The following is a 20,472-nucleotide window of genomic DNA, read 5'->3' as shown; positions in this document are numbered from 1 at the left end:
TACACAATTCAACAATGTTTTTACTCCTCCCGGATTGCCTCTATCGGTTTGATAGTCATGGCCCGGTTGGCAGGAACGAGTCCGGCCAATATGCCGATAACGAGCAGTATCACTAACGATACAATGGCCACGGCAAAACTGATTTGGGGTTCCTGGAAGAAACTGTCAGACTGACTTAGTACCATACCCACCAAAGACAGTAGTCCCACGCCGAGCATTAGTCCTGCAATACCGGCTATCAGTGTGAGCACGATGCTTTCGCTGATTATCTGGCGGATGATGGTGCGGGGCGTTGCTCCAAGTGCGCGGCGTATCCCGATCTCTTTGGTTCGTTCGCGAACCGTTACCAGCATGATGTTACTTACACCGATACCTCCGGCAAACAGCGTTCCTGCTCCCACAATCCAGATGAGTACTGCGATGCCGATTCCAAGGTAGAGGAACATAGTGAACTGCTCTTCGATGTTGAATCCGCCTATCGCAGCTTTATCCGTGGGGGCGATATTGTGCTGCTTTTTCAGAATCTGATTGATTTTCTCTTCAATCACTTTTACGCGAACGCCGGGTATGGCCGTAGCGGCAATGAAGTGCACCTTGTTGCCCATATTGAAGGCTTGTTGCATGGTGGTAAACGGCAATACAACCGATTCTTCGCCGCGTCCACCAAGGTTTACCTGCGAAATGCTGCGCGCTACTCCGATCACCTGAAAATAGATACCCATCACTTTCACGTTCTGTCCTACCGGGTTGACATTTTTGCCAAACAACACCTCGCTTACCCGTTCGCCGATTACACAGGTTTTCCGCTTTTCGGCAATGTCGATATCGTTGATGTAACGTCCGTAAATCAGTTTGTTCTCTTCTATTTTGTTGTAGCTCGGGTAGTTACCTTTTATATTGAACGTTCCTGATTTATCCTTGCGTACTACATTATTGGCACCCTGTCCGCCAAAAAGCACGGGAGCCAGATACTGTATTTCGGGGACTCCTTGCTGTAACAACGGAATGTCTTCGTTTTGAATTGACCAATTTCTCCCTTTTTTGAAGCCTTTGTAGGGTTCTGTTGTCTGTTGATCGTAGACAAAACAGGAGTTTGTGGCAAATCCGTCGATGGTCGATTCCATTCCGTTTTTGAGCGCAGAACCGGCACCCACCATACAGACGAGCATAAACATGCCCCAGAATACACCGAACGCCGTCATCACACTTCGCGATTTGTTGTGCTTGATGGTGTACCATATTTCTTGCCAGCGATCTAAATCAAACATAAATTTTTATTTACAATTTAATCATTTACAATTTACGATTGAAATCTGAAACCACCGAAGCATCAGAGAAGCGAAGGAGGTTACAATTAACTTATCCTCAAATCTCCAAATTTTCACATTCTCAAATCTCCACATCTTCAAATTTTTATTCGCATATTGAAGTTTATTCTTCACGCATTGCCTCGATAGGCTTGATGCGTACGGCTCTGCGAGCCGGCATATATCCGGCAATGATACCGGAAATAATCAGAATAAAGGTCGAGATGAATACGTAGGTCAGCGACACGGTCGGATTCATAAATATAGTCATGTCGTTTTCCGAGGTGCTGTGAGCTGCCGTCTGCACCATAATATAGTTGACCAATTCCGTCAGTCCGATGCCTAAAACCATGCCGAGGTATCCGAATATGCCGGTAATCAGAATCGATTCGATGATGATGGAGCGCAGGATCGATCCCGGCGGAGCGCCTATTGCTTTGCGGATGCCGATTTCGCGGGTACGCTCTTTAACCGATACCAGCATAATATTGCTTACGCCGACAATACCCGCAATGAGGGTGAATATTCCGATAATAAAGACAAACAGCGTGATGCCTCTGAAAATTTTCATCGTTTGAAGATAATCGCGTTGCGCGTTGCGGATATAGATGGCCTGTTCATCTTTTGGGTCGAAATAGAGGCTGCGCGACATTACTCCAATCAGTTTTTTGTTGAACGAGTCGTTTTCTGCTTTCGAATCCAGCCCGTTTACCGTCATGGCGATGCTGCCGAACTTTTGGTTGGGGTTGTAAATCAGTTGTGCCGTAGTAAAAGGAATGTAGCAGGTAGGATTTCCATATTGCTCTTTCTTTGAATTGATACCGATAATGCGAAACATGACCGACCCGATTTTGACGTATTTACCCAATGCCGGTTCCTTCTTGAAAAGCACCTCTTTTATTTTCTTGTCGATAACCACCACTTTGCTATGATCCTTCAAATCGTTTTTATTGATAAAACGTCCACCATCCGGGTCGAATTTCAAATTGAAAATATCTTTATAGGTGGGATCGACGCCACGCAGTGAATAGTTGCCATATTCTGTTCCGTAGGTCACTGTCGATTGTTTGTCGATAATGCCGCTCTTTTTCTCCGGTTCGCGCAACTGTTCGTCAATGTCTTTCACCTGTCTGTCCGAAAAATCCAGCGTGCGGTTGGCCATTAAGCCGTGATAAGGCATCGAAGATCTGCCCGACCATAATTGTACGGAATTAGTAGCTCTTGAATTGAAGTTGCTGCGAACTCCATTGCTTAAGCCGTTACCGGCACCGAGCAGCACAATCAGGATAAAGATGCCCCATGAAACGGATAAGCCCGTAAGCATGGTGCGTAGTTTATTGTGTCGGAGACTCGACCATATTTCCTGAAGTATATTCATCGAATGAAGATTGTGGATGTGTCCGGTTGAAAGGTTAGTTGTGTTGGATATTCTGTATCAGCCCGTCTTTGATGTGGATTACTTTACGGGTTTCGTCGGCTACAGCCTTTTCGTGCGTAACGATGATGGTCGTAATGCCGGTCTGGTTGAGTTCTCCGAGCAACTGCATTACCTCTTCAGTGGTTTGACTGTCAAGCGCTCCGGTTGGTTCGTCGGCAAGCAAAATTTTGGGTTGTGATATGATGGCACGTGCAATAGCTACCCGTTGTTTTTGTCCTCCCGACATCTCGTTAGGAAGGTGGTATGCCCAATCTTTCAGACCCATGCGGTCGAGGTATTCCAGAGCGATGGCATTGCGCTTTTTGCGGCTGATGTTTTTGTAGTAAAGTGGCAGCGCAACATTCTCCATCGCATTTTTAAAGTTGATCAGATTGAACGATTGAAACACAAAACCGATCATTTCGTTGCGGTAAGCGGCAGCCTGCGTCTCCGACAGGTCTTTGATGAGTTTGTTGTTGAGGTAGTAATCGCCGGTGTCGTAATTGTCCAGAATACCCAAAATGTTCAGCAAAGTGGATTTGCCGGAACCCGAAGCACCCATTATCGACACATAGTCACCCTGTTCGATGTGAAGGTCGATGCCTTTCAATACATGCAGCGATGTTGCTTCAGTGTAGTAGGTTTTGTTTACGTCGCGTAGTGTTATCATTGAGTGTAAATATTTGCTTTCGATTGAAATAGCACTTTTCGCCTGAATAATTAGAGCCTTTAATGCAGGTTACGAATAAAACCGTACATTTGTAGTTCTGGCCGGTAATTCAACAACGAATTAAGGTTAATGTGTTTTATCGTACCATTGTATTACTACAATAATACACTGCAAAGATAAAGGAAGTTTTATAGCTTCAAACTCTGTGGTTTATCTTTTAATTTACTTTAACCAAACAAATCTTGGGGTTGTTGGCGCTTGACTCGCTTAATCGGCTTTCTTATTGTTTTTTATGTCGTCATATTTAGTCGGATTTTCTTTTAGAGATGCTGGCTATATTGCACGCAGAAAGAGTTCAGGTTTATGCTTAATCGTTTCCTTATAGATAAAATCCGCTCCCATCTTCCTTTCGAGCCTACTGCACAACAAGCTGCTCTTATCGAATCACTGTCGGTTTTTCTTACTTCGCAAGAACGGGAAAAAGCTTTTCTGCTGAAAGGATATGCAGGTACGGGAAAAACGTCGGTGGTGAGCGCTCTTGTCAAGACTTTCGATGAACTTCAGCAGAAGGTGATGCTGCTGGCTCCCACGGGGCGTGCAGCTAAGGTTTTGTCTCACTATTCAGGTCATCCGGCATTTACCATCCACAAAAAAATATACCGCCAGAAATCGGCAGCCGATTTCATTTTCACACTTGATAATAACCTGCACAAGCATACGCTATTCATTGTCGATGAGGCTTCGATGATTGCCAACTTGTCCGGCGAGGGAAGTATGTTCGGTTCGGGACAGCTGCTCGATGATTTAGTGCAATATGTCTACGGCAGTGATGGTTGCAGCATGATTTTGCTGGGTGATACGGCACAGTTGCCTCCGGTGATGCAACCCGTGAGTCCGGCACTGGAACTCTCAAAGTTGCAAAGTTTCGGGTTGAATGTAACGGATTTTACACTTACGCAGGTAGTGCGTCAGGCAGAAGAGAGCGGAATACTTTTTAATGCCACTGCTTTACGGAATAACCTGTTGGAAGAGCGCACTCACCTCCATCCTCAATTCGATGTTGCATCGTTCTCCGATATCCGGAATCTTCCGGGAGACGAATTAATCGATACATTACAGGCGGAATATAACAAAACCGGAGTGGAGGAGACCATTGTCATTACCCGTTCTAATAAGCGGGCCAATCTCTACAACAACGGCATTCGTGCCCGCGTGTTTCAAAAAGAGGAGGAACTCAGCGGGGGCGATCTGGTGATGGTGGTGAAGAATAACTATTTCTGGAGCAAGGATTACCCCGAAATGGAATTTATTGCCAACGGCGATGTGGCCGAAGTGCAGCGCATTCTTCGTTACAAAGAATTGTACGGCTTCCGTTTTGCCGATGTGTTACTGCGGTTTATTGATTATGATTGCGAGATAGAGGCGCGTATACTGGTGGAAGCCCTTCAAGCCGAAACGCCTGCCAGTCTGAACGAGATGAATAAAAAACTCTACGAAGCTGTGAGCGAAGATTATGCTCATATTGGCAACCGACGCGAACGAGCCAAAGAGATGCAAAAAGACGAATTTTATAATGCTTTGCAAGTGAAGTTCGCGTATGCGGTTACCTGTCACAAAGCGCAGGGCGGACAGTGGCAAACGGTCTTTATCGATCAGGGAAACATTCCCGAAGAGCAACTCAACACCGATTATTACCGCTGGCTCTACACAGCATTGACCCGTGCCACCGAAAAAGTCTATTTGGTGAGCTTTGCCAAAGAGTTTTTCAAACAATAGAAGCAGTACTCAGTATGCCGTAAACAGTACTCAGTGATGAAAGCGAAGAGTTTTGAAACTTTGAAACCAGAAACGATGATAACCATTTGGAATTTATTTCCTGCCGAAGCCTTGACGGAACAAAGCGATCGCTTGATTTCCGTCGGTTTGCATCCGTGGTATGTGGCTGCTGATTGGGAAGAACAGTTGCGGATGCAGAGTGAAGTAGCGGGCAAAAAACGGGTGGTGCTGATTGGTGAAGCAGGGTTGGATAAAGTTTGCAAAACCGATTTTGCTTTGCAGCAGACGGTCTTTTTGAGGCAAATAGAACTAGCCGAAGAGATTCAAAAGCCTCTGATTATCCATTGCGTGAAGGCATGGCAGGAGTTGATTACCATCCGCAAAAAAGTGCTGCCATCAGTACCCTGGATTATTCACGGCTTTCGGGGTAAACCGGAACTGGCTCGTCAGTTGCTGGAGTTGGGTTTCTATCTCTCGTATGGTGAAAAATTCAATGCAGAAAGCGTTAGAATTACACCTTTGGAACGGCTCTGCACTGAGACGGATGAAAGCAAGTTGCCGATTGAAGAAATTTGCTTTCAAATTGCCGAAGTGAAAGGAATTTCGGTTGAATTATTGCTCAGCCAAACCAATCGGTTAATCGCAAATATGGACAGTCAATTCATCGATATTCATACGCACGATAAAACTATTGCAATCTGAAATTTATAGGTAAGGTATATTTTACGTTTACTGGCTCTCCTTCTCTTTTTCCGGGAACCCAGTTGGGCATTCTGCTCACAACCCTGACAGCCTCTCTATCCAATGATGAGTCGACAGATTTTACCACTTTTATCTCCGAAATAGTGCCATTTTTATCAACAACGAATTGTACAATTACCCGTCCCTGAATGCGGTTTTTCTGAGCCATAATAGGATATTGAACTGTGCGAGCTAAAAATGCAGAGACATCTCCGTTCGGAAATTGAGGCATTTCCAGGTATTTTATGTAAGGAATCTTATTGTCCAACGAATCAAAACATTGTCCTTCCTTTAATTCCCCCATGTCATAAATATCAACTCTTCTTAAATGTCCGTTTTGCCAATATGTCAATAATTTGCCGTGAATTTTATTGTTGGTATATTCAGTATATCTCAACAGTTGTCCGTTTTGATACCACTCTTTATCAGACCCGTACTGCAAATTGTCTTTGAAATAGGAATCGCTTTTGATCTGTCCATTTTCAAACCAGGTTCTGTTATAACCATTTAACTTGCCGTCCTGCATAATCCACTCACTTTTTAATTGGCCGTTCAGATACCATTCCCGTTGGATGCCATCTTGTTTTGAAAGGATCAAAGAGGCAAAATGATTAAGTTTCAGCAGGTGGTTGCCCATGTCATAAAGTCGGGTTTCAGCTTTGTCGGGATTTACGGAATCCCGGGTCATGGTCATGTATTTAGAGGCTTTGGACGGTTTTTTAACCGGCTTGTCATTCGCATCCAGATATACTATCGTTTGCGAGTGTATAGCGAGAACAATGGTCAGAAGGCAGACAGAGAGGAAAATGCGTTTTGTGGTCGACATATTGTTTAATTTTATGTCCGACAAATATATAAAAATTTATATTAACAAAATGCTGTTTCGGTGAAAAATTTAATCTGTAGATTAAAACATAATCCCGAATGCTTTCTTCATACAGATGCTATTATCATTGCCAACATACTGTCCGAAGTTGGGGATGGCAGCATAACCTTGTTTTGTATAGAATCGAATGGCTTCCGGCTGACTTTTGCCCGTTTCGAGGATAGCTGAGGTAAATCCAAGTTCGGCAGCCCATGTTTCTAATTCTTTCAGAATGGCATCGGCAATACCCTTGCCTCTGAAGCTTTTCTGAACGAACACCCGCTTTATTTCTACCGTTTCGTTATCAAACGGTTTGAAACAACCACAGCCTACGGCTTCATTCTCTATCCGGGCAATTACCACGGTGTCGATTTTATCAACCCGGTTAAACCCATTGTATTGTTTCTGCAACTCTCCGTAGCGACTGTTCAGGTCCTCGTCCAGTTCGGCAATCAGACGACGAAACGCTGCGTTTTCATTGGTAGTTCGTTCCTGTTTCAACATATCCGGGCTGTTTATTCGATGATAATTCCGTATTTCGCCAATAAACCGGGAACACCCTGCAACGAAAATTTTGCTTTACGAAGTATATTGGCGTCAGGGTCAATGGTGTAATTAAATGCGGTCTGAAAATCGGCCTCTTTCAGGTTCGTGTGCAGAAATACCGTATTTTCAAGGTTACATTCCGTGAAGCGGGCTTTGCTCAGGTCGCATTCGGTAAAGTCGGCGTTGCGGAGCGAACATTTGACGAATGGAGTTTTGGCTAACTTCTTTCCGGATAACAGGCTATAGTCCATCATGCAATCGTCGAAGCGGACATTAAAAAGCGTATCGTTGCAGTCGATAAACGACGTTCCCATCAGCTTGCAACCCTTAAAATCAACACTGTTTAGCTGACAGTTGTTCATTTTAACCATGCTCAGATTGCAACCGACAAACCGGCAATCGATATATGTGCCGGCCATGTATTCAGCTTCTGAAAAATCACAGTTTGTAAATGTACAATTATCGAACTCGCAATTGCGGAGTTCATCCTGCGTAAATGCTTTATTTGTAAATTCTTTATCGTCGTGAATTGTTGTGTGCATTGGTTTATAAATGAAATATGTTCGTTGTTTGACCAGTCCTTCGTAATGAAAATTTTAGCGGACATTGACTGCCTGAATAACAAAATTGTCGTAAACCATTTTAATATCCTTTTTCAGAAATGCAGCATTGAGATGCAATAGCGCATCGCTTTTTACCTGATCAGTATTGGCTACATTGCTCCAGAATCGAACTGTCAGGCGGCAGGAGTGTTCCTGAACCTGTGTAAATAGAATGACTGGTTGCTTTTGGACAATTACATTCTTTATTTCGCTGATTGTGGTATTGATGGTTGCACTAATTACATTTGCATCAAGTTCGTTTCCCGCGAGAGAAAATTCTATCATTACTCTGCGTTGTTCGTTGCTAAATGTCCAGTTTACAATGTTTTGTGATAGAATAGTGCCGTTTGGGATAATTACTTCGGCACCGTCGGCGGTATTAAGTGTGCTGGCTCTCAGGCCAATTTCTTTTACCTTCCCTGATTGTCCGCTCACTTCGATCACATCCCCAATTTGCAGTGAACCATCAAAAATCAGAATGATACCAGAAACGAAATTGTTGACGATGTTCTGTAAGCCCATACCGATACCAACGCCCAGAGCGCCGAGCACGATAGTTATTTTGTCGATAGGCAATCCCGAAGCCGCCACGGCCAGGAGATAACCACCACAAAGTACCAACAGACGAAGCATCAGCAAACGGGAGTGCTGTCCTTTAGAAATGGATCCATCTTCGGCTTCATTGCCCGTTTCACCAAACAGGAAGCTGATAAGTCGCTGCAAAATATGTGCAAACCAGATAATAATAAAGAATAACAATACGCTCGACAGTTTGAACGAAATGCTTCCTACCGTACGTGGAGACGTCAACAGGTTGTTTATCCATTCGCTAATGCCGTGGTAAACATTTAGATTGGAAGCCAACATCATTACCCATAGTAAAATAGCAAAAGCAATTAATGGCAATTTTAGCTTTTTAATAACCTCCGTAGGATCGAAAGGCGTTTTTATACCTTTGCGTAAACGACCTGATTGAATCTGCAATACGATTATCTCCAGAACAGTGTCGATGAAAAGCGGGAGTATGATTGCTTGCATCAGCGTAAAAATCGAAGCCACACCAATGATTCCGGCAAGTGAGAAACGTCCGAAAATATTCGTCAAAATGGATAATCCGGCCAATAGAAGCGTTACATACATCGACACGCGAATCCATTGGCGGTACGATACTTTATCATTGCTACGGTTATAAAATCGTTGTGCAAACACAATGACACCGATTTGCAACAAGGCCAGCCAGTAGCGTGGCAACAATTTAGGTTCTACCCATACGTAAGATACGGAAACTACTACAAACATAACAACCAGTACAATCCATGCGTACCATGTTTTGCGATCCCATTGCGAATAGAAAATCATCGATGCGATTATGAACGAAATAAGGTATTCGCCTGTCAGATAGAGGGTAGGGGCGTAAGCATCAAAGAAAGGTATCAATGCAAAAAGAACCATCAACAGCGATAAAACAGGATGGGTATTGATATATTTCAGGTGAAGGAATGCAAATTCAGCTTTCTGATTGCGGAAATTTTTAAACTGGCGTCGTTTGAACCACCACCAACCCAAAAGTAATAGTGCCACCACCAACATCACAATCCGTCTTAGCGATGTTTTGTCGAAATAATAGGCAAGAGCTTTTTGCTCAAGGAGCGAGATGGAGGCGGCCGATTTATACAGTTTTGAATTAACCGTGTCGGGAACATTGAATTGCCATAAACAGGGAGCTTCTTTGCCGAACAGTTGCATGTCGGCTTTATCAAGCCGGTTGTCAATCATATTAAGCATGTTGCCAATATTCATCGAATTGTCAGACACTTTCATCTTCAATTCGTTCAGCAGATTTAGGCCGACACGTGTCATGCTGTCGGTACGCACCCATTTGCGTTGCATACGATCGAGGCGTTGGTCAAACTGTTTTGCCATGATCGTATCCTTGTCCAGGCGTTTGAAAATAGAGTCTTTCATCACCGTCTTTAGCCCCAGTTTGGAACGATAAAAGCGGTTGTAGGTAGATGTAAGATACTTTCTTATCAGTAGGTTGTCTTCATCGAGGTTGTCGAGAAAGCTCTGATAAAGGTACAGGTTGCGCAAATTGACTCGTGCTCGCCGTCCACCGAGACGTTCCTTTATTTCTGCAATATCTTTGGCAATTTTGTCCAACTGACGACCGGCTCCCATCACTTCCAGACTCAATTTTACACTGTCGCGAATGGCGTTGAGCTTATCGTTTACCCGTTCGATACTCATCATGTAGTCGCCTGAGGTAATCGTGTCAGCGGAGGCCCACATCATTTTGCGACGATGGCGCGGTGTTTCCTGTTTAGGACCTTTGCTAATGTTACTCGTGTCTGTTGTAGCGGTTGCTGGTGTCGCCTGAGGTGTCTGTGCAAAGACAGTCATACTTGCCAATAAACCAACTAACAAAACCAATTTCTTCATGCTTAATGTCTAATTTTTTTACGTATATCGTTCGTCCTTATTCGCCAACCAGTTCAATTCGATTTCCTTCCGGATCGAGAATTACACTCTCGTAATACCCATCGCCGGTAACACGAGGACGACTCTCAATTGTCAGTCCATCTTCTTCGAACCTGCGTGTCATGCGGTCAACTTCAGTCTTGCTGCCAATCTGAATCGCCAGATGAGTCCATCCGAAAGCATCCCTGCTGGTATTCTCCGAAATATCATTGCGGGCATCAGCTCAAGGCATGCTCTGCCATCAAACCGGATAAAAAAAGAAGAGAAACCCTTAGTTGGGTTCTCGTAACGTTCTCCCGATTGACAGTCAAAGTATTTCAGGTAGAAATTCCTCATGTTTTCCAGGTCTTTCACCCAGATGGCTATATGGTGGATCTTCATATTGCTTTTATCGTCAAATCTACAATTTTTCCAAGAAAGACGCCGTACGGTTTAACACTCTTTTTAATCAAACTCCTGACATCGTCTGAAAAATCATCAAACATAGCAATGCTTACCGTGACAACTTCTTTTTTAATTGTTCGAGACCACAGTCCCGCAACTTTTCCGTTGACTACCACCACAGGCCGAAAAACGCCGTTGGTGTAGATCGTTTTGGGATTATGATGGGAAGCAATCATTGCCGAACGGTCGCGGTAACTGATCAGATATTCATCGAAGGCGGGTAGTAAGTGAACAAGGGAATTTGCAGTTGTATCTGCTTGACTATCCCGATTCATCCAATAGATTTGCCCGTTGATTGTTAGTGATTCAAATGCGTGTTTGTTTGCTTCTATTCCTTGTTTGGCTTCACTTTGCGAGAGCCCCGACCACCATACGAAGTCGGCAATTGTTGCCGGCCCGTGAGCCGAAAAATAACGCTTTGCCAGAGTGGACAGAGATTCTTCTCTGGATAGTTCTATGGGGTTGGAAATGCATTTTTCCAATAATCTGAATGACGGTTTTCCTCGCCGGTAAGCTCCGCTACAGATAATCAGTTCCAGTTCGGCACGCATCAACAGGTGCGACAAACGGTTTTCATTTGTCCGGATTCCTTTTTGTTGCAGAAGCAGGGCAATCTCTTCCCGGGTCATAGATTTTCCATCAGCCAGAGCAGTAGCTAAGATGTTGTTGGATGAGGTGAAAACATCTTCCGTTAATTCCAGTTGACGGTCGCGGGTTCGCATGGAGGTTTTAATCCGGTCAGCCGAGAGTCGTGTCATCCAAACAACATCACGTGCCGGAACGAAGTGCCAGGTAGGGCGCAGTACATGAGTGCGAATTATTGATGCAGATGCAATCGCTTCATTGACGCTCTCGTCCGAAACAGATGACATGCGTACACCTAAAGCCCATTTTGCCATGGCATAATCCTGAGCCTGTAAAGCGCCCATCTTTTCTACCAGAGAAACAATGTTTCCCGAATGGTTGGTGATAATCTGTTGATTTTGTAAACGCAGGGTAGTTATCTCCTGAAGAGTCATTGTAGTAAGGGTGATTGTTAGGCTTCGAAACTGGAAATGTGAGAATTACGAATCAGAAACGATTCAAATTGATCGCGCTTGCCCGGATGAATCTCAATGTTGTATTCCACGCTCACAATGCCCATTTGTTTACTGGTTTTGGTACGAAGAAACTTAATGTGCATGCCGGTAAATTCTCTTTCCAACTCGTCGATGGAGTATTCTTCGGCGACAAATCGGATTTCATAGCTTTTCATTTGATGAAGGTTGTCGAATGCCGTTTCGAACTTGAACAGAGCCAACAATACCAACATTACCAATACTACCACCATAGCCGCCAGTACATAATGCTGCAACCCGATACACATTCCGATAGCTGCCGCCATCCAGATAATGGCTGCAGAAGTAATTCCCTTCACGTTAGCCCCTTCTTTGAACACCACACCGGCGCCGATAAAACCAATGCCGGTCACTATGTTGGAGGCAATCCGGTCGTCGCCGGTCCAGGATACCGACAGGATGGTAAACAGGCAGGAACTCACGGTGATCAAAATCATGGTACGGAACCCGGCCGGTTTGTTGTGGTACTCCCGTTCCAGTCCGAGTGTGGCGCCTGCTGCAAAGGCTGCCAGTATCTGCACATAAGGTACGTAGTCTAATTGCATATTTTACGGGAATTAGATGTGATGTACAAAAATACGAATAGTTGTGACTTTTTCATTAAACAGACTCAAAATAGCAGCGGTTTAGTAATGAGATTTTTCAGTGCAGAGATAATTCGACTGCGGTTTTTTGGGTGGAATTCATAATGATAACATTGTTTAACTTTGTAGATTGAATATTGTTCGTAATTTTGCGAACAACGAACAATGAAAATAATTTACACTATGAATTGCTGCGAAAAACAAGAGTATGCGATAGATAATGAGCAACTTGCCCGCTTTGCCAAAGCGATGGGGCACCCGGCACGTATTGCCATTCTTAGCTTTTTAGCCAACCTCGACAGTTGCTATTTTGGCGATATCAACAATGAACTGCCGATTGCCAAGGCTACCGTTTCTCAACATCTGAAAGAGTTGAAAGAGTCCGGACTTATTACCGGAACCATCGAAGTCCCCAAGGTGAAATACTGCATTCATCGGGAGAACTGGGCAAAAGCGCAGGTGTATTTCAACACATTCTTTGCTTCATTAAAAGAAAAAGATCTTTGTTGCGACTAACATTTTAATTACATACAAATGAAAATTCAAGTATTAGGAACCGGATGCGCCAAATGTAAATCGCTTGAAAAAGCAGTGCGCGAAGTAGTGGCTCAAAACGGCATCGATGCCGAGGTCACCAAAGTGGAAGATATCATGGAAATCATGAAATTCAATGTAATGTCTACTCCGGCATTGGTTGTCGATGGGAAAGTGGTGGTAAAGGGACGTGTGCCGTCCAACGATGAGCTGAAGCAGATATTAACCAATAAAATTTTTCTGATATGAAACGAACACTCCTATTCTCATTGATTATGCTTTTGACAGCCTCTTTTGTCGGGAGTCAACCTGCAAAAAAAGGCGTTTCAGCTCCGGTTTCGTCTGTAAAACAGACTAAAGTTGAGGTTTATTACTTCCATTTTACCCGTCGCTGTGTTACTTGCCAGGCGGTTGAAACCGAATCGCAGAAGGCCGTTGTGGCGCTTTATCCTGCACAATCGAAGCAGGGAGTCATTGTTTTCAAATCGTTCAATTTGGATGATAAAGCAAGTAAGGCTATGGCTGCGCGCTGTAAAGCCGAAGGTCAGGCGTTGTTGGTGATTAGTGGCAACAAGCGCTTCGATCTGACCGATCAGGGTTTTATGTATGCCCGAAACAATCCGGACAAACTGAAGGCCGAGCTCAAAAAAATCATTGATCCGCTTATTCGTTAATGCATTATGGATTTTTTCCAAGGTATACTGGATAACTCTCAATACGGCTTTCTGACGGCGTTTGTGTTGGGGCTGATGACCGCCATCAGTCCTTGCCCGCTGGCAACCAACATCACGGCCATCGGATTTATCAGTCGCGATCTGACCGATCGCCGAAGGGTATTTTACAATGGTCTGATTTACACTCTTGGACGGGCAGTCAGTTATGTCGGTCTGGCGCTAATCATCTACTTCGGAGCCAGCAAAATGAACGTGTCGCTCTTTTTTCAGGGGTGGGGCGAGAAAGTGCTCGGTCCTCTGTTGATCGTGATCGGACTGGTGATGCTTGGGGTGATTTCGGTTAAGTTTCCCGGCTTACATAAACTGACCGACAAAATAGGAGAACGCAAAAACGGAAGTCTCTGGAGCTCGCTTCTTTTGGGGATTGTATTTGCTTTGGCGTTTTGCCCTTATAGCGGAGTTCTCTACTTTGCCATGCTGATTCCCATGACGATTTCACGCGCTTCCGGGTTATACTTACCGTTGGTTTTTGCCGTTGCTAAAGGTTTGCCTGTTATTTTGTTTGCCTGGTTGCTTGCTTTTGCTGTGGGCAATGTGGGTTCTGTTTATAACAAGATAAAAATCTTTGAATTATGGTTCCGAAGAGTTGTCTCGGTTGTGTTTATTGTGGTAGGGATTTATTATATGCTTATTTTGTTTGTCTTTAAATAAACAGATAGAAATTGTATGAAGTGGAACAGAAAAATTGGCTGGACATTATTGGCGTTGCCGGTTTGGTATCTCCTCTATAGTAATCTTCAACGTTTTGCCGACGGGTTGGTTGGATTATTTCCGGGCTTATCGGCCGGAGCTCCGTTGACCGAAGCGCTCCGCTTTTTTGTATTCGAATTTCCCAAAGTGTTGCTATTGCTGGTGCTCATCATTTTCTTTGTGGGGATTGTGCGTAGCTTCTTTACACCCGAGCGAACACGCAAAGCACTTGAAGGCAAAAATACCTTTGTCGGTAACGTGATGGCAGCCATGCTGGGCATCGTTACGCCTTTTTGTTCCTGTTCGGCTATCCCTTTGTTCCTGGGCTTTGTGGAATCGGGAGTGCCTTTGGGTATCACCTTCTCATTTCTGATTGCCGCGCCGATGATTAACGAAGTGGCTGTTGTGCTGCTTTATGGTATGTTCGGATGGAACACGGTATTGATCTACATCTCTACAGGTCTGGTTATTGCGATTGTGGCCGGATGGATTATTGGCCGACTGCGACTTGAAAAGTGGGTGGAAGAGTGGGTTTATGCCACTCATTTTGAAAAAGGGGAGACTGAAGACGAGAAAATATCTTTTTCGCAGCGAATTGAAATGGGACTGACAGCAGTAAGAGAGATTGTGAGTAAGGTGTGGCTTTATGTGGCGTTGGGTATCGCGGTCGGTGCCGGAGTGCACGGGTATGTTCCCGCCGAGTTTATGGCCTCGCTGATGGGAAAAGATGTGTGGTATGCTGTACCATTGTCGGTATTGATCGGTGTGCCGCTCTATTCGAATGCCGCAGGTATCGTGCCTATTGTTTCCGTTCTCATCGAAAAAGGAGCCGCCTTAGGCACGGCACTGGCCTTTATGATGTCTGTCATTGCCCTCTCGTTGCCCGAAATGATTATCCTTAAAAAGGTTTTGAAATTGCCTCTTATTTTGACGTTCGCTGCTATTGTGGCAACGGGAATTATGCTGGTGGGATTTCTGTTCAATTTTATTATGTAACACATTTGCAAACCAATATAACGATTTATAAAAATGAAAGTTCTTATTTTATGCACCGGAAACAGTTGCCGTAGTCAGATGGCTCACGGTTGGTTACAATCTTTTGATCCGAACATCACAGTTTGCTCGGCAGGAACGCAGGCAAGCGGCAAACTCAACGAAAAAGCGGTTGCCGTGATGCGCGAAGCCGGTATCGATATCAGTCATCACACCTCCGATTCGGTGGAGAAGTATCTCAACGAAGAGTGGGATTACGTGATAACCGTTTGCGGTGGAGCCAACGAGAGTTGTCCGGCTTTTTTCGGCAAGGTAAAGCATCGTTTGCATATCGGGTTCGACGATCCGAGTCACGCCGTCGGTAGCGACGATTTTATTTGGAGCGAATTTCTTCGGGTGCGCGACGAAATCAAAGAGGGTTTTTATAAATTTTACGTAGAGAATATCAAAGGAAAATGAGTATCGCAGCTTCTGTAAATCTGAAAGACCTCGGACTGTTGACAGCCCGTATTCCCAGCGTATCCGAACAGTTGACACTTGTTGACAAGCTGGGAGCATTAAAGGTCCGCTTTGGCATTGGGCGCAATGAGTACAAGGTCACCCCTGGACTTTACAAGGTCGGCAATCCCGACAGCCAGTCGGATGTGCTGCTCTCTGCCAATTACAAACTGAGTTTCGACATGCTACGCAAAGAACTTGGTGGTAGGAATCTCTGGATTTTGGTGGTCGATACGAAGGGCGTTAATGTGTGGTGCGCCGCCGGAAAAGGAAATTTTGGCACAGATGTAGTGGTACGCGGTATTAAAGCGGCATCATTGGAGAGTGTGGTGCAGCATCGTCGCATCATTGCACCGCAACTGTCGGCAAGCGGGGTGGCGGCTCATAAAGTCAAGGAGCTGTCCGGTTTCAAGGTTACCTTTGGACCGGTATTGGCCAAAGATATCAAACCGTTTATTGATGCCGGATACAAGGCGACTCCCGAAATGCGGCGTGTTAGGTTTCCCATGAAAGAGCGGGCTAAACTGATTCCGGTCGATTTTATGTACGAAAAGTATAAACTGCTGGCCATTTTGGCGTCTGTTTTTGTGATTGCAGGACTCGATCGTACCGGCTTGTTGTTCGGTAAAATGGTAAGTGAATCGGCCTTTCCGCTGATCACAATCTTCAGTGCATATGTTGCAGGCATCGTGCTTACGCCGCTCTTTTTGCCGTGGGTGCCTTTTCGTCCGTTTGCCCTGAAAGGTACTTTTGGGGGGGTACTTACCTCCTTGTTGTGGATAGTGTTGCTGCATCCCGCATTGCCTGAAGCTATTGCCATCGGACTGATTAGCCTGAGCGTCTCTTCGTTTATGGCGATGAATTTCACCGGTTCATCCACTTTTACCTCGCTATCGGGAGTACAAAAAGAGATGAAATGGGCCATTCCCATTCAGATTGGAACTATCGCGTCAGGATTTTTGCTTTTCATTCTTTCAAAACTGCTATGATATGAAGACGTTACAATATTTGAAGAACGTGGTTACGCTGAAACTCAACCCGGATTTATGTACCGGATGTGGTATGTGTACCATCGTATGTCCTCACGCGGTTTTTGAGATGGTGAATGGCAAAGCGTGCATTGTGGATATCAATGATTGCATGGAGTGCGGAGCCTGTTCCAACAACTGTCGTTTCGGTGCTATCACAGTCAAGGCCGGGGTAGGGTGCGCCGCTGGCATTCTGAACGGAATATTGAGAGGGACCGAACCTTCGTGTGATTGTTCTGCCGGAACCAAAGTTTGTTGTTGATTAAATAAAACGAGAATGGAAAATATATAAGTTGAATGATTGTAAAATTATAAACATCAGACCTCTCCCCAACCCCTCTCTCAGAGAGAGAGGCTTTGCCTTAGCGAAATGAGATCTTCTTGATATTGTTACTGTCGTGTTCCTCCTCTCCTTGGGAGAGGAGGCTAGGAGGAGAGGTCTTTGCAAATAGTATAACTCAATATAAAACGATTATGAATACATTGAAAATCAAAGAGGCAGCGTTAGATGATCTGCCACAGATTAACGCTTTGCTCGAAGTGAGTCAATTGCCAGCCAGCGATATCGATCTGAACAAACAACTCTTTCTAGTTGCACTGCACGATCGGACAGTGATCGGGACGATTGCACTTGAAGTGTTCGGCAATAGCGCTTTGCTGCGTTCGTTTGCGGTTGATGCAAATTTCCGTAGTCAGCAAATAGGCGAGCGTTTATATCGCGAAGCTGTTACCCAATCGAAACAAAAGGGAATCACTCATCTTTTCCTGCTAACGACTACCGCCGATAAATATTTTGACAGAATGAACTGGCAACGTATCGGACGCGATGAGGTGCCCGAAGCAATTGGAGCTACCACCGAGTTTGCATCGCTCTGCCCTGTATCTGCAATTGTAATGAAACTTGATATTTGATAATAATATGAATACAAAACTAAAATTTTTCGACCGCTACCTTACATTATGGATATTCCTGGTCATGTTTGCCGGGATTGTCACAGGCTTTGGGTTCCCTAAAATTTCAGGTTTCTGGAACTCTTTGAGTTCAGGTACTACCAATATTCCTATTGCCATCGGGCTGATTCTTATGATGTACCCCCCACTGGCCAAAGTAAAATACGAGAAATTACCTTTGGTTTTTAAGAATCTGAAACTTCTAAGCTTGTCGCTAACACAAAACTGGATTGTTGGTCCGTTGGTCATGTTCTTTTTGGCTATTCTTTTCCTGCATAATCAGCCGGGATTAATGGTCGGCGTTATTTTGGTGGGATTAGCCCGATGTATTGCAATGGTGTTAGTTTGGAACGACCTTGCCAAAGGCGATACCGAACTGGCTGCTGGACTGGTTGCTTTCAATGCCATTTTTCAAGTGTTTATGTATTCGGTATATGCCTATGTGTTTATTACCCTTTTGCCCCCACTGTTTGGTTTAAATGGAGTAGTTGTTGAAGTTTCGATTTCAGAAATAGCAATTACTGTGTTAATTTATCTCGGAATACCTTTTGTAGCAGGGTTAATATCGAATATACTATTGCGTAAATGGAAAGGAAGCGAATGGTATTTCTCTAAGTTTGTCCCCAAAGTATCGTGGTTGACCCCAATAGCCTTATTATTTACCATATTTGTAATGTTCTCGTTAAAAGGTGAAAAAATCATTGAATTACCTATGGATGTAATAAAGGTGGCAATACCTTATACTATCTATTTTGCGTTCATGTTTTTTGTTACCTTTTTTGTTGCCAAATGGATGGGCGAAGGATACGAAAAATCGACAACAATGGCTTTTACGGCAGGAAGTAACGATTTTGAATTGGCTATTGCCGTTGCCGTTACCATCTTTGGCATTAACTCCGGAGTAGCTTTTGCCGCTGTTATTGGCCCACTCATCGAAGTGCCGGTAATGATTGCGCTGGTGAATGTTGCCTTTTGGTTCCGGAAAAGATTTTAATTCCCATATCATAATGAAGCAGATTACAATTCAAACTCTTACAGCTGTACACTGGCCCGATGCGGCGCGCATCTACGAAGCCGGTATTGCCACGGGCAATGCAACCTTTCAAACCGAAGCTCCGTCGTGGGAAGCCTGGGATAACGCTCACCGTAAAGATTGCAGATTAGTTGCTTTGAGCGAAGGTAAAGTGACCGGATGGGCAGCTCTGTCTGCCGTTTCCTCAAGACCTGTTTATGCAGGAGTTGCCGAGGTAAGCATCTATGTCGATTCGGCATTTCGCGGACAGGGCGTTGGCGATGTTTTAATGAAAGCCCTTATCGAAGAGTCGGAAGCGCAGGGCGTCTGGACACTGCAAGCGGGAGTGTTTCCCGAAAATGCAGCCAGTATGCGGTTGCACCAAAAGCATGGGTTCCGGACCATCGGTATCAAAGAGCGTATCGGCAAAATGCACTCCGTATGGCGCGATGTGGCGATGCTGGAAAGGCGCAGTCTGGTGGCTGGTGTCGATTAAAGATAGAAAAGGCGATTTCCTCTTGGTTATCGCCTTTGTAATTTATTGTCCCATCGGGAAAAATGTAGTTCAATCTTAGATAAGTTTTTAAAAATGATATAATTGTTAATATCTAAAAATATTATTTTTACCTTTGGCGTAGAAAATAAAACATCAATTCAGAGAACTCTGAATAATGAAGAAGAGAGGAAAGTCGTACTCTTCCGTCGATCTAATTAAAACAAAAACATGCCATGAAAACAAACAAAATTCTTTTGCTGATTTTTATTTTGTCATTACCCTTCGGTTCGTTTGCTCAGAACTCTGGAAAAAAATATTTTATAACAGGACAAGTTCTTGATGCTAATAGTAAACCTGTATCGGGAGCCACTGTGTTAGTCGATAGCAAAAGCACTAATGTTGTTACAGATGAAAAAGGAAACTATAAGGTGAAGGTAAAACCCGAAGCAACAGTACTTTCTGTCTTTTCTATATTTAACGGTTTACTTATCAACGAAGAGATTAAGGGGCGGGTGGTAATTAATTTTAAATTTGAAGATGCAGTATCTCAAAAGAATGTGGTTCAAAAAACAAATACGGAAAACGAAGAAGTAAATGTTGGTTACGGAACGGTTCAAAAAAAAGATTTGCCCTCTAATATTGCTAATGTTGACAGAAAAAAGAATAAATACGAAGCTTATCAGAATATATATGATTTGATACGGGCTGAACTTTCGAACGTGCAGGTAGTAGGCGACAAAATAATATTAAAAGGTGCTTATGACTCTAATACAGGTCCGTACGATGCGTTGGTATTGGTCGATGGTGTAGAATCCTCGCTATCCAGTGTCCTTCCACGTATGGTGAAATCTATCAGTGTTCTTACCGGAGCTGACGCGTCTATCTACGGGTCAAGATCGGCTCATGGTGTTATACTGATAACATTGACTAAAGAGTAATCATTTTCCGACTCTCAGGGAGCTTTGTATGCCATTCAATTTTTGATTTC

At 44.1% G+C, this 20,472-nt stretch carries 25 protein-coding genes; 14 read left to right on the top strand and 11 right to left on the bottom strand.

All coding sequences use genetic code 11. The features are described 5' to 3' along the window. Positions 1 to 20: 20 nt before the first annotated feature. The 3 genes from F8N35_RS07000 to F8N35_RS06990 all read right to left on the bottom strand — a co-directional run bounded on the left by F8N35_RS07000 (position 21) and on the right by F8N35_RS06990 (position 3,394). Positions 21 to 1,268, bottom strand: coding sequence for an ABC transporter permease (locus F8N35_RS07000; protein WP_293050702.1), 1,248 nt, complete (start codon positions 1,266 to 1,268; stop codon positions 21 to 23). A 163-nt stretch (positions 1,269 to 1,431) separates the two neighbouring features. Further along, a complete protein-coding gene (locus tag F8N35_RS06995) occupies positions 1,432 to 2,685 on the bottom strand; it encodes an ABC transporter permease (protein ID WP_293050701.1) in 1,254 nt (417 codons plus the stop codon). Between the two features lie 34 nt (positions 2,686 to 2,719). Then, positions 2,720 to 3,394 carry an ABC transporter ATP-binding protein gene (locus tag F8N35_RS06990; protein ID WP_293050700.1) on the bottom strand — a complete coding sequence of 225 codons (675 nt, stop codon included), beginning with the start codon at positions 3,392 to 3,394 and terminating at the stop codon, positions 2,720 to 2,722. Between the two features lie 363 nt (positions 3,395 to 3,757). Between F8N35_RS06990 and F8N35_RS06985 the strand changes: the two genes are divergently transcribed. Together F8N35_RS06985 and F8N35_RS06980 are read left to right on the top strand one after the other, a co-directional pair. Further along, positions 3,758 to 5,170 (top strand): AAA family ATPase, encoded by a 1,413-nt coding sequence (locus F8N35_RS06985; protein ID WP_293050699.1) that lies wholly within the window; start codon positions 3,758 to 3,760, stop codon positions 5,168 to 5,170. Positions 5,171 to 5,206: 36 nt separating this feature from the next. Beyond that, positions 5,207 to 5,872 carry a TatD family hydrolase gene (locus F8N35_RS06980; RefSeq protein WP_293050698.1) on the top strand — a complete coding sequence of 222 codons (666 nt, stop codon included), beginning with the start codon at positions 5,207 to 5,209 and terminating at the stop codon, positions 5,870 to 5,872. Here F8N35_RS06980 and F8N35_RS06975 read toward each other — a convergent pair. From F8N35_RS06975 to F8N35_RS06945, 8 genes are all read right to left on the bottom strand, one after another. Continuing rightward, positions 5,859 to 6,737 (bottom strand): energy transducer TonB, encoded by an 879-nt coding sequence (locus F8N35_RS06975; RefSeq protein WP_293050697.1) that lies wholly within the window; start codon positions 6,735 to 6,737, stop codon positions 5,859 to 5,861. The genes F8N35_RS06980 and F8N35_RS06975 overlap by 14 nt on opposite strands. An 81-nt stretch (positions 6,738 to 6,818) precedes the next feature. Continuing rightward, positions 6,819 to 7,280 carry a GNAT family N-acetyltransferase gene (locus tag F8N35_RS06970; protein ID WP_293050696.1) on the bottom strand — a complete coding sequence of 154 codons (462 nt, stop codon included), beginning with the start codon at positions 7,278 to 7,280 and terminating at the stop codon, positions 6,819 to 6,821. 11 nt (positions 7,281 to 7,291) lie between these two features. After that, the gene (locus F8N35_RS06965; RefSeq protein WP_293050695.1) at positions 7,292 to 7,864 is read right to left on the bottom strand and encodes a pentapeptide repeat-containing protein; all 573 of its coding nucleotides are present in this window, start codon (positions 7,862 to 7,864) and stop codon (positions 7,292 to 7,294) included. Between the two features lie 54 nt (positions 7,865 to 7,918). Then, a complete protein-coding gene (locus tag F8N35_RS06960) occupies positions 7,919 to 10,363 on the bottom strand; it encodes a mechanosensitive ion channel domain-containing protein (RefSeq protein WP_293050694.1) in 2,445 nt (814 codons plus the stop codon). Positions 10,364 to 10,400: 37 nt separating this feature from the next. After that, positions 10,401 to 10,553 carry a VOC family protein gene (locus tag F8N35_RS14565; RefSeq protein ID WP_363928365.1) on the bottom strand — a complete coding sequence of 51 codons (153 nt, stop codon included), beginning with the start codon at positions 10,551 to 10,553 and terminating at the stop codon, positions 10,401 to 10,403. Next, positions 10,523 to 10,783, bottom strand: a complete 261-nt coding sequence (locus F8N35_RS06955) for a VOC family protein (RefSeq protein WP_363928364.1) — start codon at positions 10,781 to 10,783, stop codon at positions 10,523 to 10,525. The genes F8N35_RS14565 and F8N35_RS06955 overlap by 31 nt, the downstream gene beginning before the upstream one ends. After that, positions 10,780 to 11,865 carry a winged helix DNA-binding domain-containing protein gene (locus F8N35_RS06950; protein ID WP_293050693.1) on the bottom strand — a complete coding sequence of 362 codons (1,086 nt, stop codon included), beginning with the start codon at positions 11,863 to 11,865 and terminating at the stop codon, positions 10,780 to 10,782. The genes F8N35_RS06955 and F8N35_RS06950 overlap by 4 nt, the downstream gene beginning before the upstream one ends. A 17-nt stretch (positions 11,866 to 11,882) precedes the next feature. After that, entirely contained in the window at positions 11,883 to 12,509 is a 627-nt protein-coding gene (locus F8N35_RS06945) for an MgtC/SapB family protein (RefSeq protein ID WP_293050692.1), read from the bottom strand. A 222-nt stretch (positions 12,510 to 12,731) separates the two neighbouring features. On the opposite strand from F8N35_RS06945, the gene F8N35_RS06940 reads away from it, so the two are divergent. From F8N35_RS06940 to F8N35_RS06885, 12 genes are all read left to right on the top strand, one after another. Then, positions 12,732 to 13,064: a winged helix-turn-helix domain-containing protein gene (locus F8N35_RS06940; RefSeq protein ID WP_293050691.1), complete on the top strand. Its 333-nt coding sequence runs from the start codon at positions 12,732 to 12,734 to the stop codon at positions 13,062 to 13,064. Positions 13,065 to 13,082: 18 nt separating this feature from the next. Next, on the top strand, positions 13,083 to 13,331 hold the full coding sequence (locus F8N35_RS06935; RefSeq protein WP_293050690.1) for a thioredoxin family protein: 249 nt from the start codon (positions 13,083 to 13,085) through the stop codon (positions 13,329 to 13,331). Then, the gene (locus F8N35_RS06930) at positions 13,328 to 13,756 is read left to right on the top strand and encodes a nitrophenyl compound nitroreductase subunit ArsF family protein (RefSeq protein ID WP_293050689.1); all 429 of its coding nucleotides are present in this window, start codon (positions 13,328 to 13,330) and stop codon (positions 13,754 to 13,756) included. Before F8N35_RS06935 ends, F8N35_RS06930 begins: the two co-directional genes overlap by 4 nt. Positions 13,757 to 13,762: 6 nt before the next feature. Then, a complete protein-coding gene (locus tag F8N35_RS06925) occupies positions 13,763 to 14,467 on the top strand; it encodes an aromatic aminobenezylarsenical efflux permease ArsG family transporter (protein ID WP_293050688.1) in 705 nt (234 codons plus the stop codon). 15 nt (positions 14,468 to 14,482) lie between these two features. Then, on the top strand, positions 14,483 to 15,502 hold the full coding sequence (locus tag F8N35_RS06920; RefSeq protein WP_293050687.1) for a permease: 1,020 nt from the start codon (positions 14,483 to 14,485) through the stop codon (positions 15,500 to 15,502). 33 nt (positions 15,503 to 15,535) lie between these two features. Then, complete coding sequence (locus tag F8N35_RS06915) at positions 15,536 to 15,958, top strand: arsenate reductase ArsC (RefSeq protein WP_293050686.1); 423 nt, start codon at positions 15,536 to 15,538, stop codon at positions 15,956 to 15,958. Beyond that, on the top strand, positions 15,955 to 16,986 hold the full coding sequence (hgcA, locus tag F8N35_RS06910; protein ID WP_293050685.1) for a mercury methylation corrinoid protein HgcA: 1,032 nt from the start codon (positions 15,955 to 15,957) through the stop codon (positions 16,984 to 16,986). The genes F8N35_RS06915 and hgcA overlap by 4 nt, the downstream gene beginning before the upstream one ends. 1 nt (position 16,987) lies before the next feature. Continuing rightward, complete coding sequence (hgcB, locus tag F8N35_RS06905) at positions 16,988 to 17,287, top strand: mercury methylation ferredoxin HgcB (protein WP_293050684.1); 300 nt, start codon at positions 16,988 to 16,990, stop codon at positions 17,285 to 17,287. Between the two features lie 212 nt (positions 17,288 to 17,499). Continuing rightward, the gene (gene arsN2, locus F8N35_RS06900) at positions 17,500 to 17,937 is read left to right on the top strand and encodes an arsenic resistance N-acetyltransferase ArsN2 (RefSeq protein ID WP_293050683.1); all 438 of its coding nucleotides are present in this window, start codon (positions 17,500 to 17,502) and stop codon (positions 17,935 to 17,937) included. A gap of 7 nt (positions 17,938 to 17,944) precedes the next feature. Beyond that, a complete protein-coding gene (gene arsB, locus F8N35_RS06895; protein ID WP_293050682.1) occupies positions 17,945 to 18,970 on the top strand; it encodes an ACR3 family arsenite efflux transporter in 1,026 nt (341 codons plus the stop codon). A 13-nt stretch (positions 18,971 to 18,983) separates the two neighbouring features. After that, a complete protein-coding gene (locus F8N35_RS06890) occupies positions 18,984 to 19,484 on the top strand; it encodes a GNAT family N-acetyltransferase (RefSeq protein WP_293050681.1) in 501 nt (166 codons plus the stop codon). Between the two features lie 233 nt (positions 19,485 to 19,717). Further along, on the top strand, positions 19,718 to 20,422 hold the full coding sequence (locus F8N35_RS06885) for a TonB-dependent receptor plug domain-containing protein (protein WP_293050680.1): 705 nt from the start codon (positions 19,718 to 19,720) through the stop codon (positions 20,420 to 20,422). Positions 20,423 to 20,472: the final 50 nt, after the last annotated feature.

The organism is Paludibacter sp. (assembly GCF_009712605.1).
Taxonomy (GTDB): Bacteria; Bacteroidota; Bacteroidia; order Bacteroidales; family Paludibacteraceae; genus Microbacter.
The sequence above is the reverse complement of the archived record's forward strand: the minus strand, read 5'-3'. Positions and strand labels throughout refer to the sequence as shown.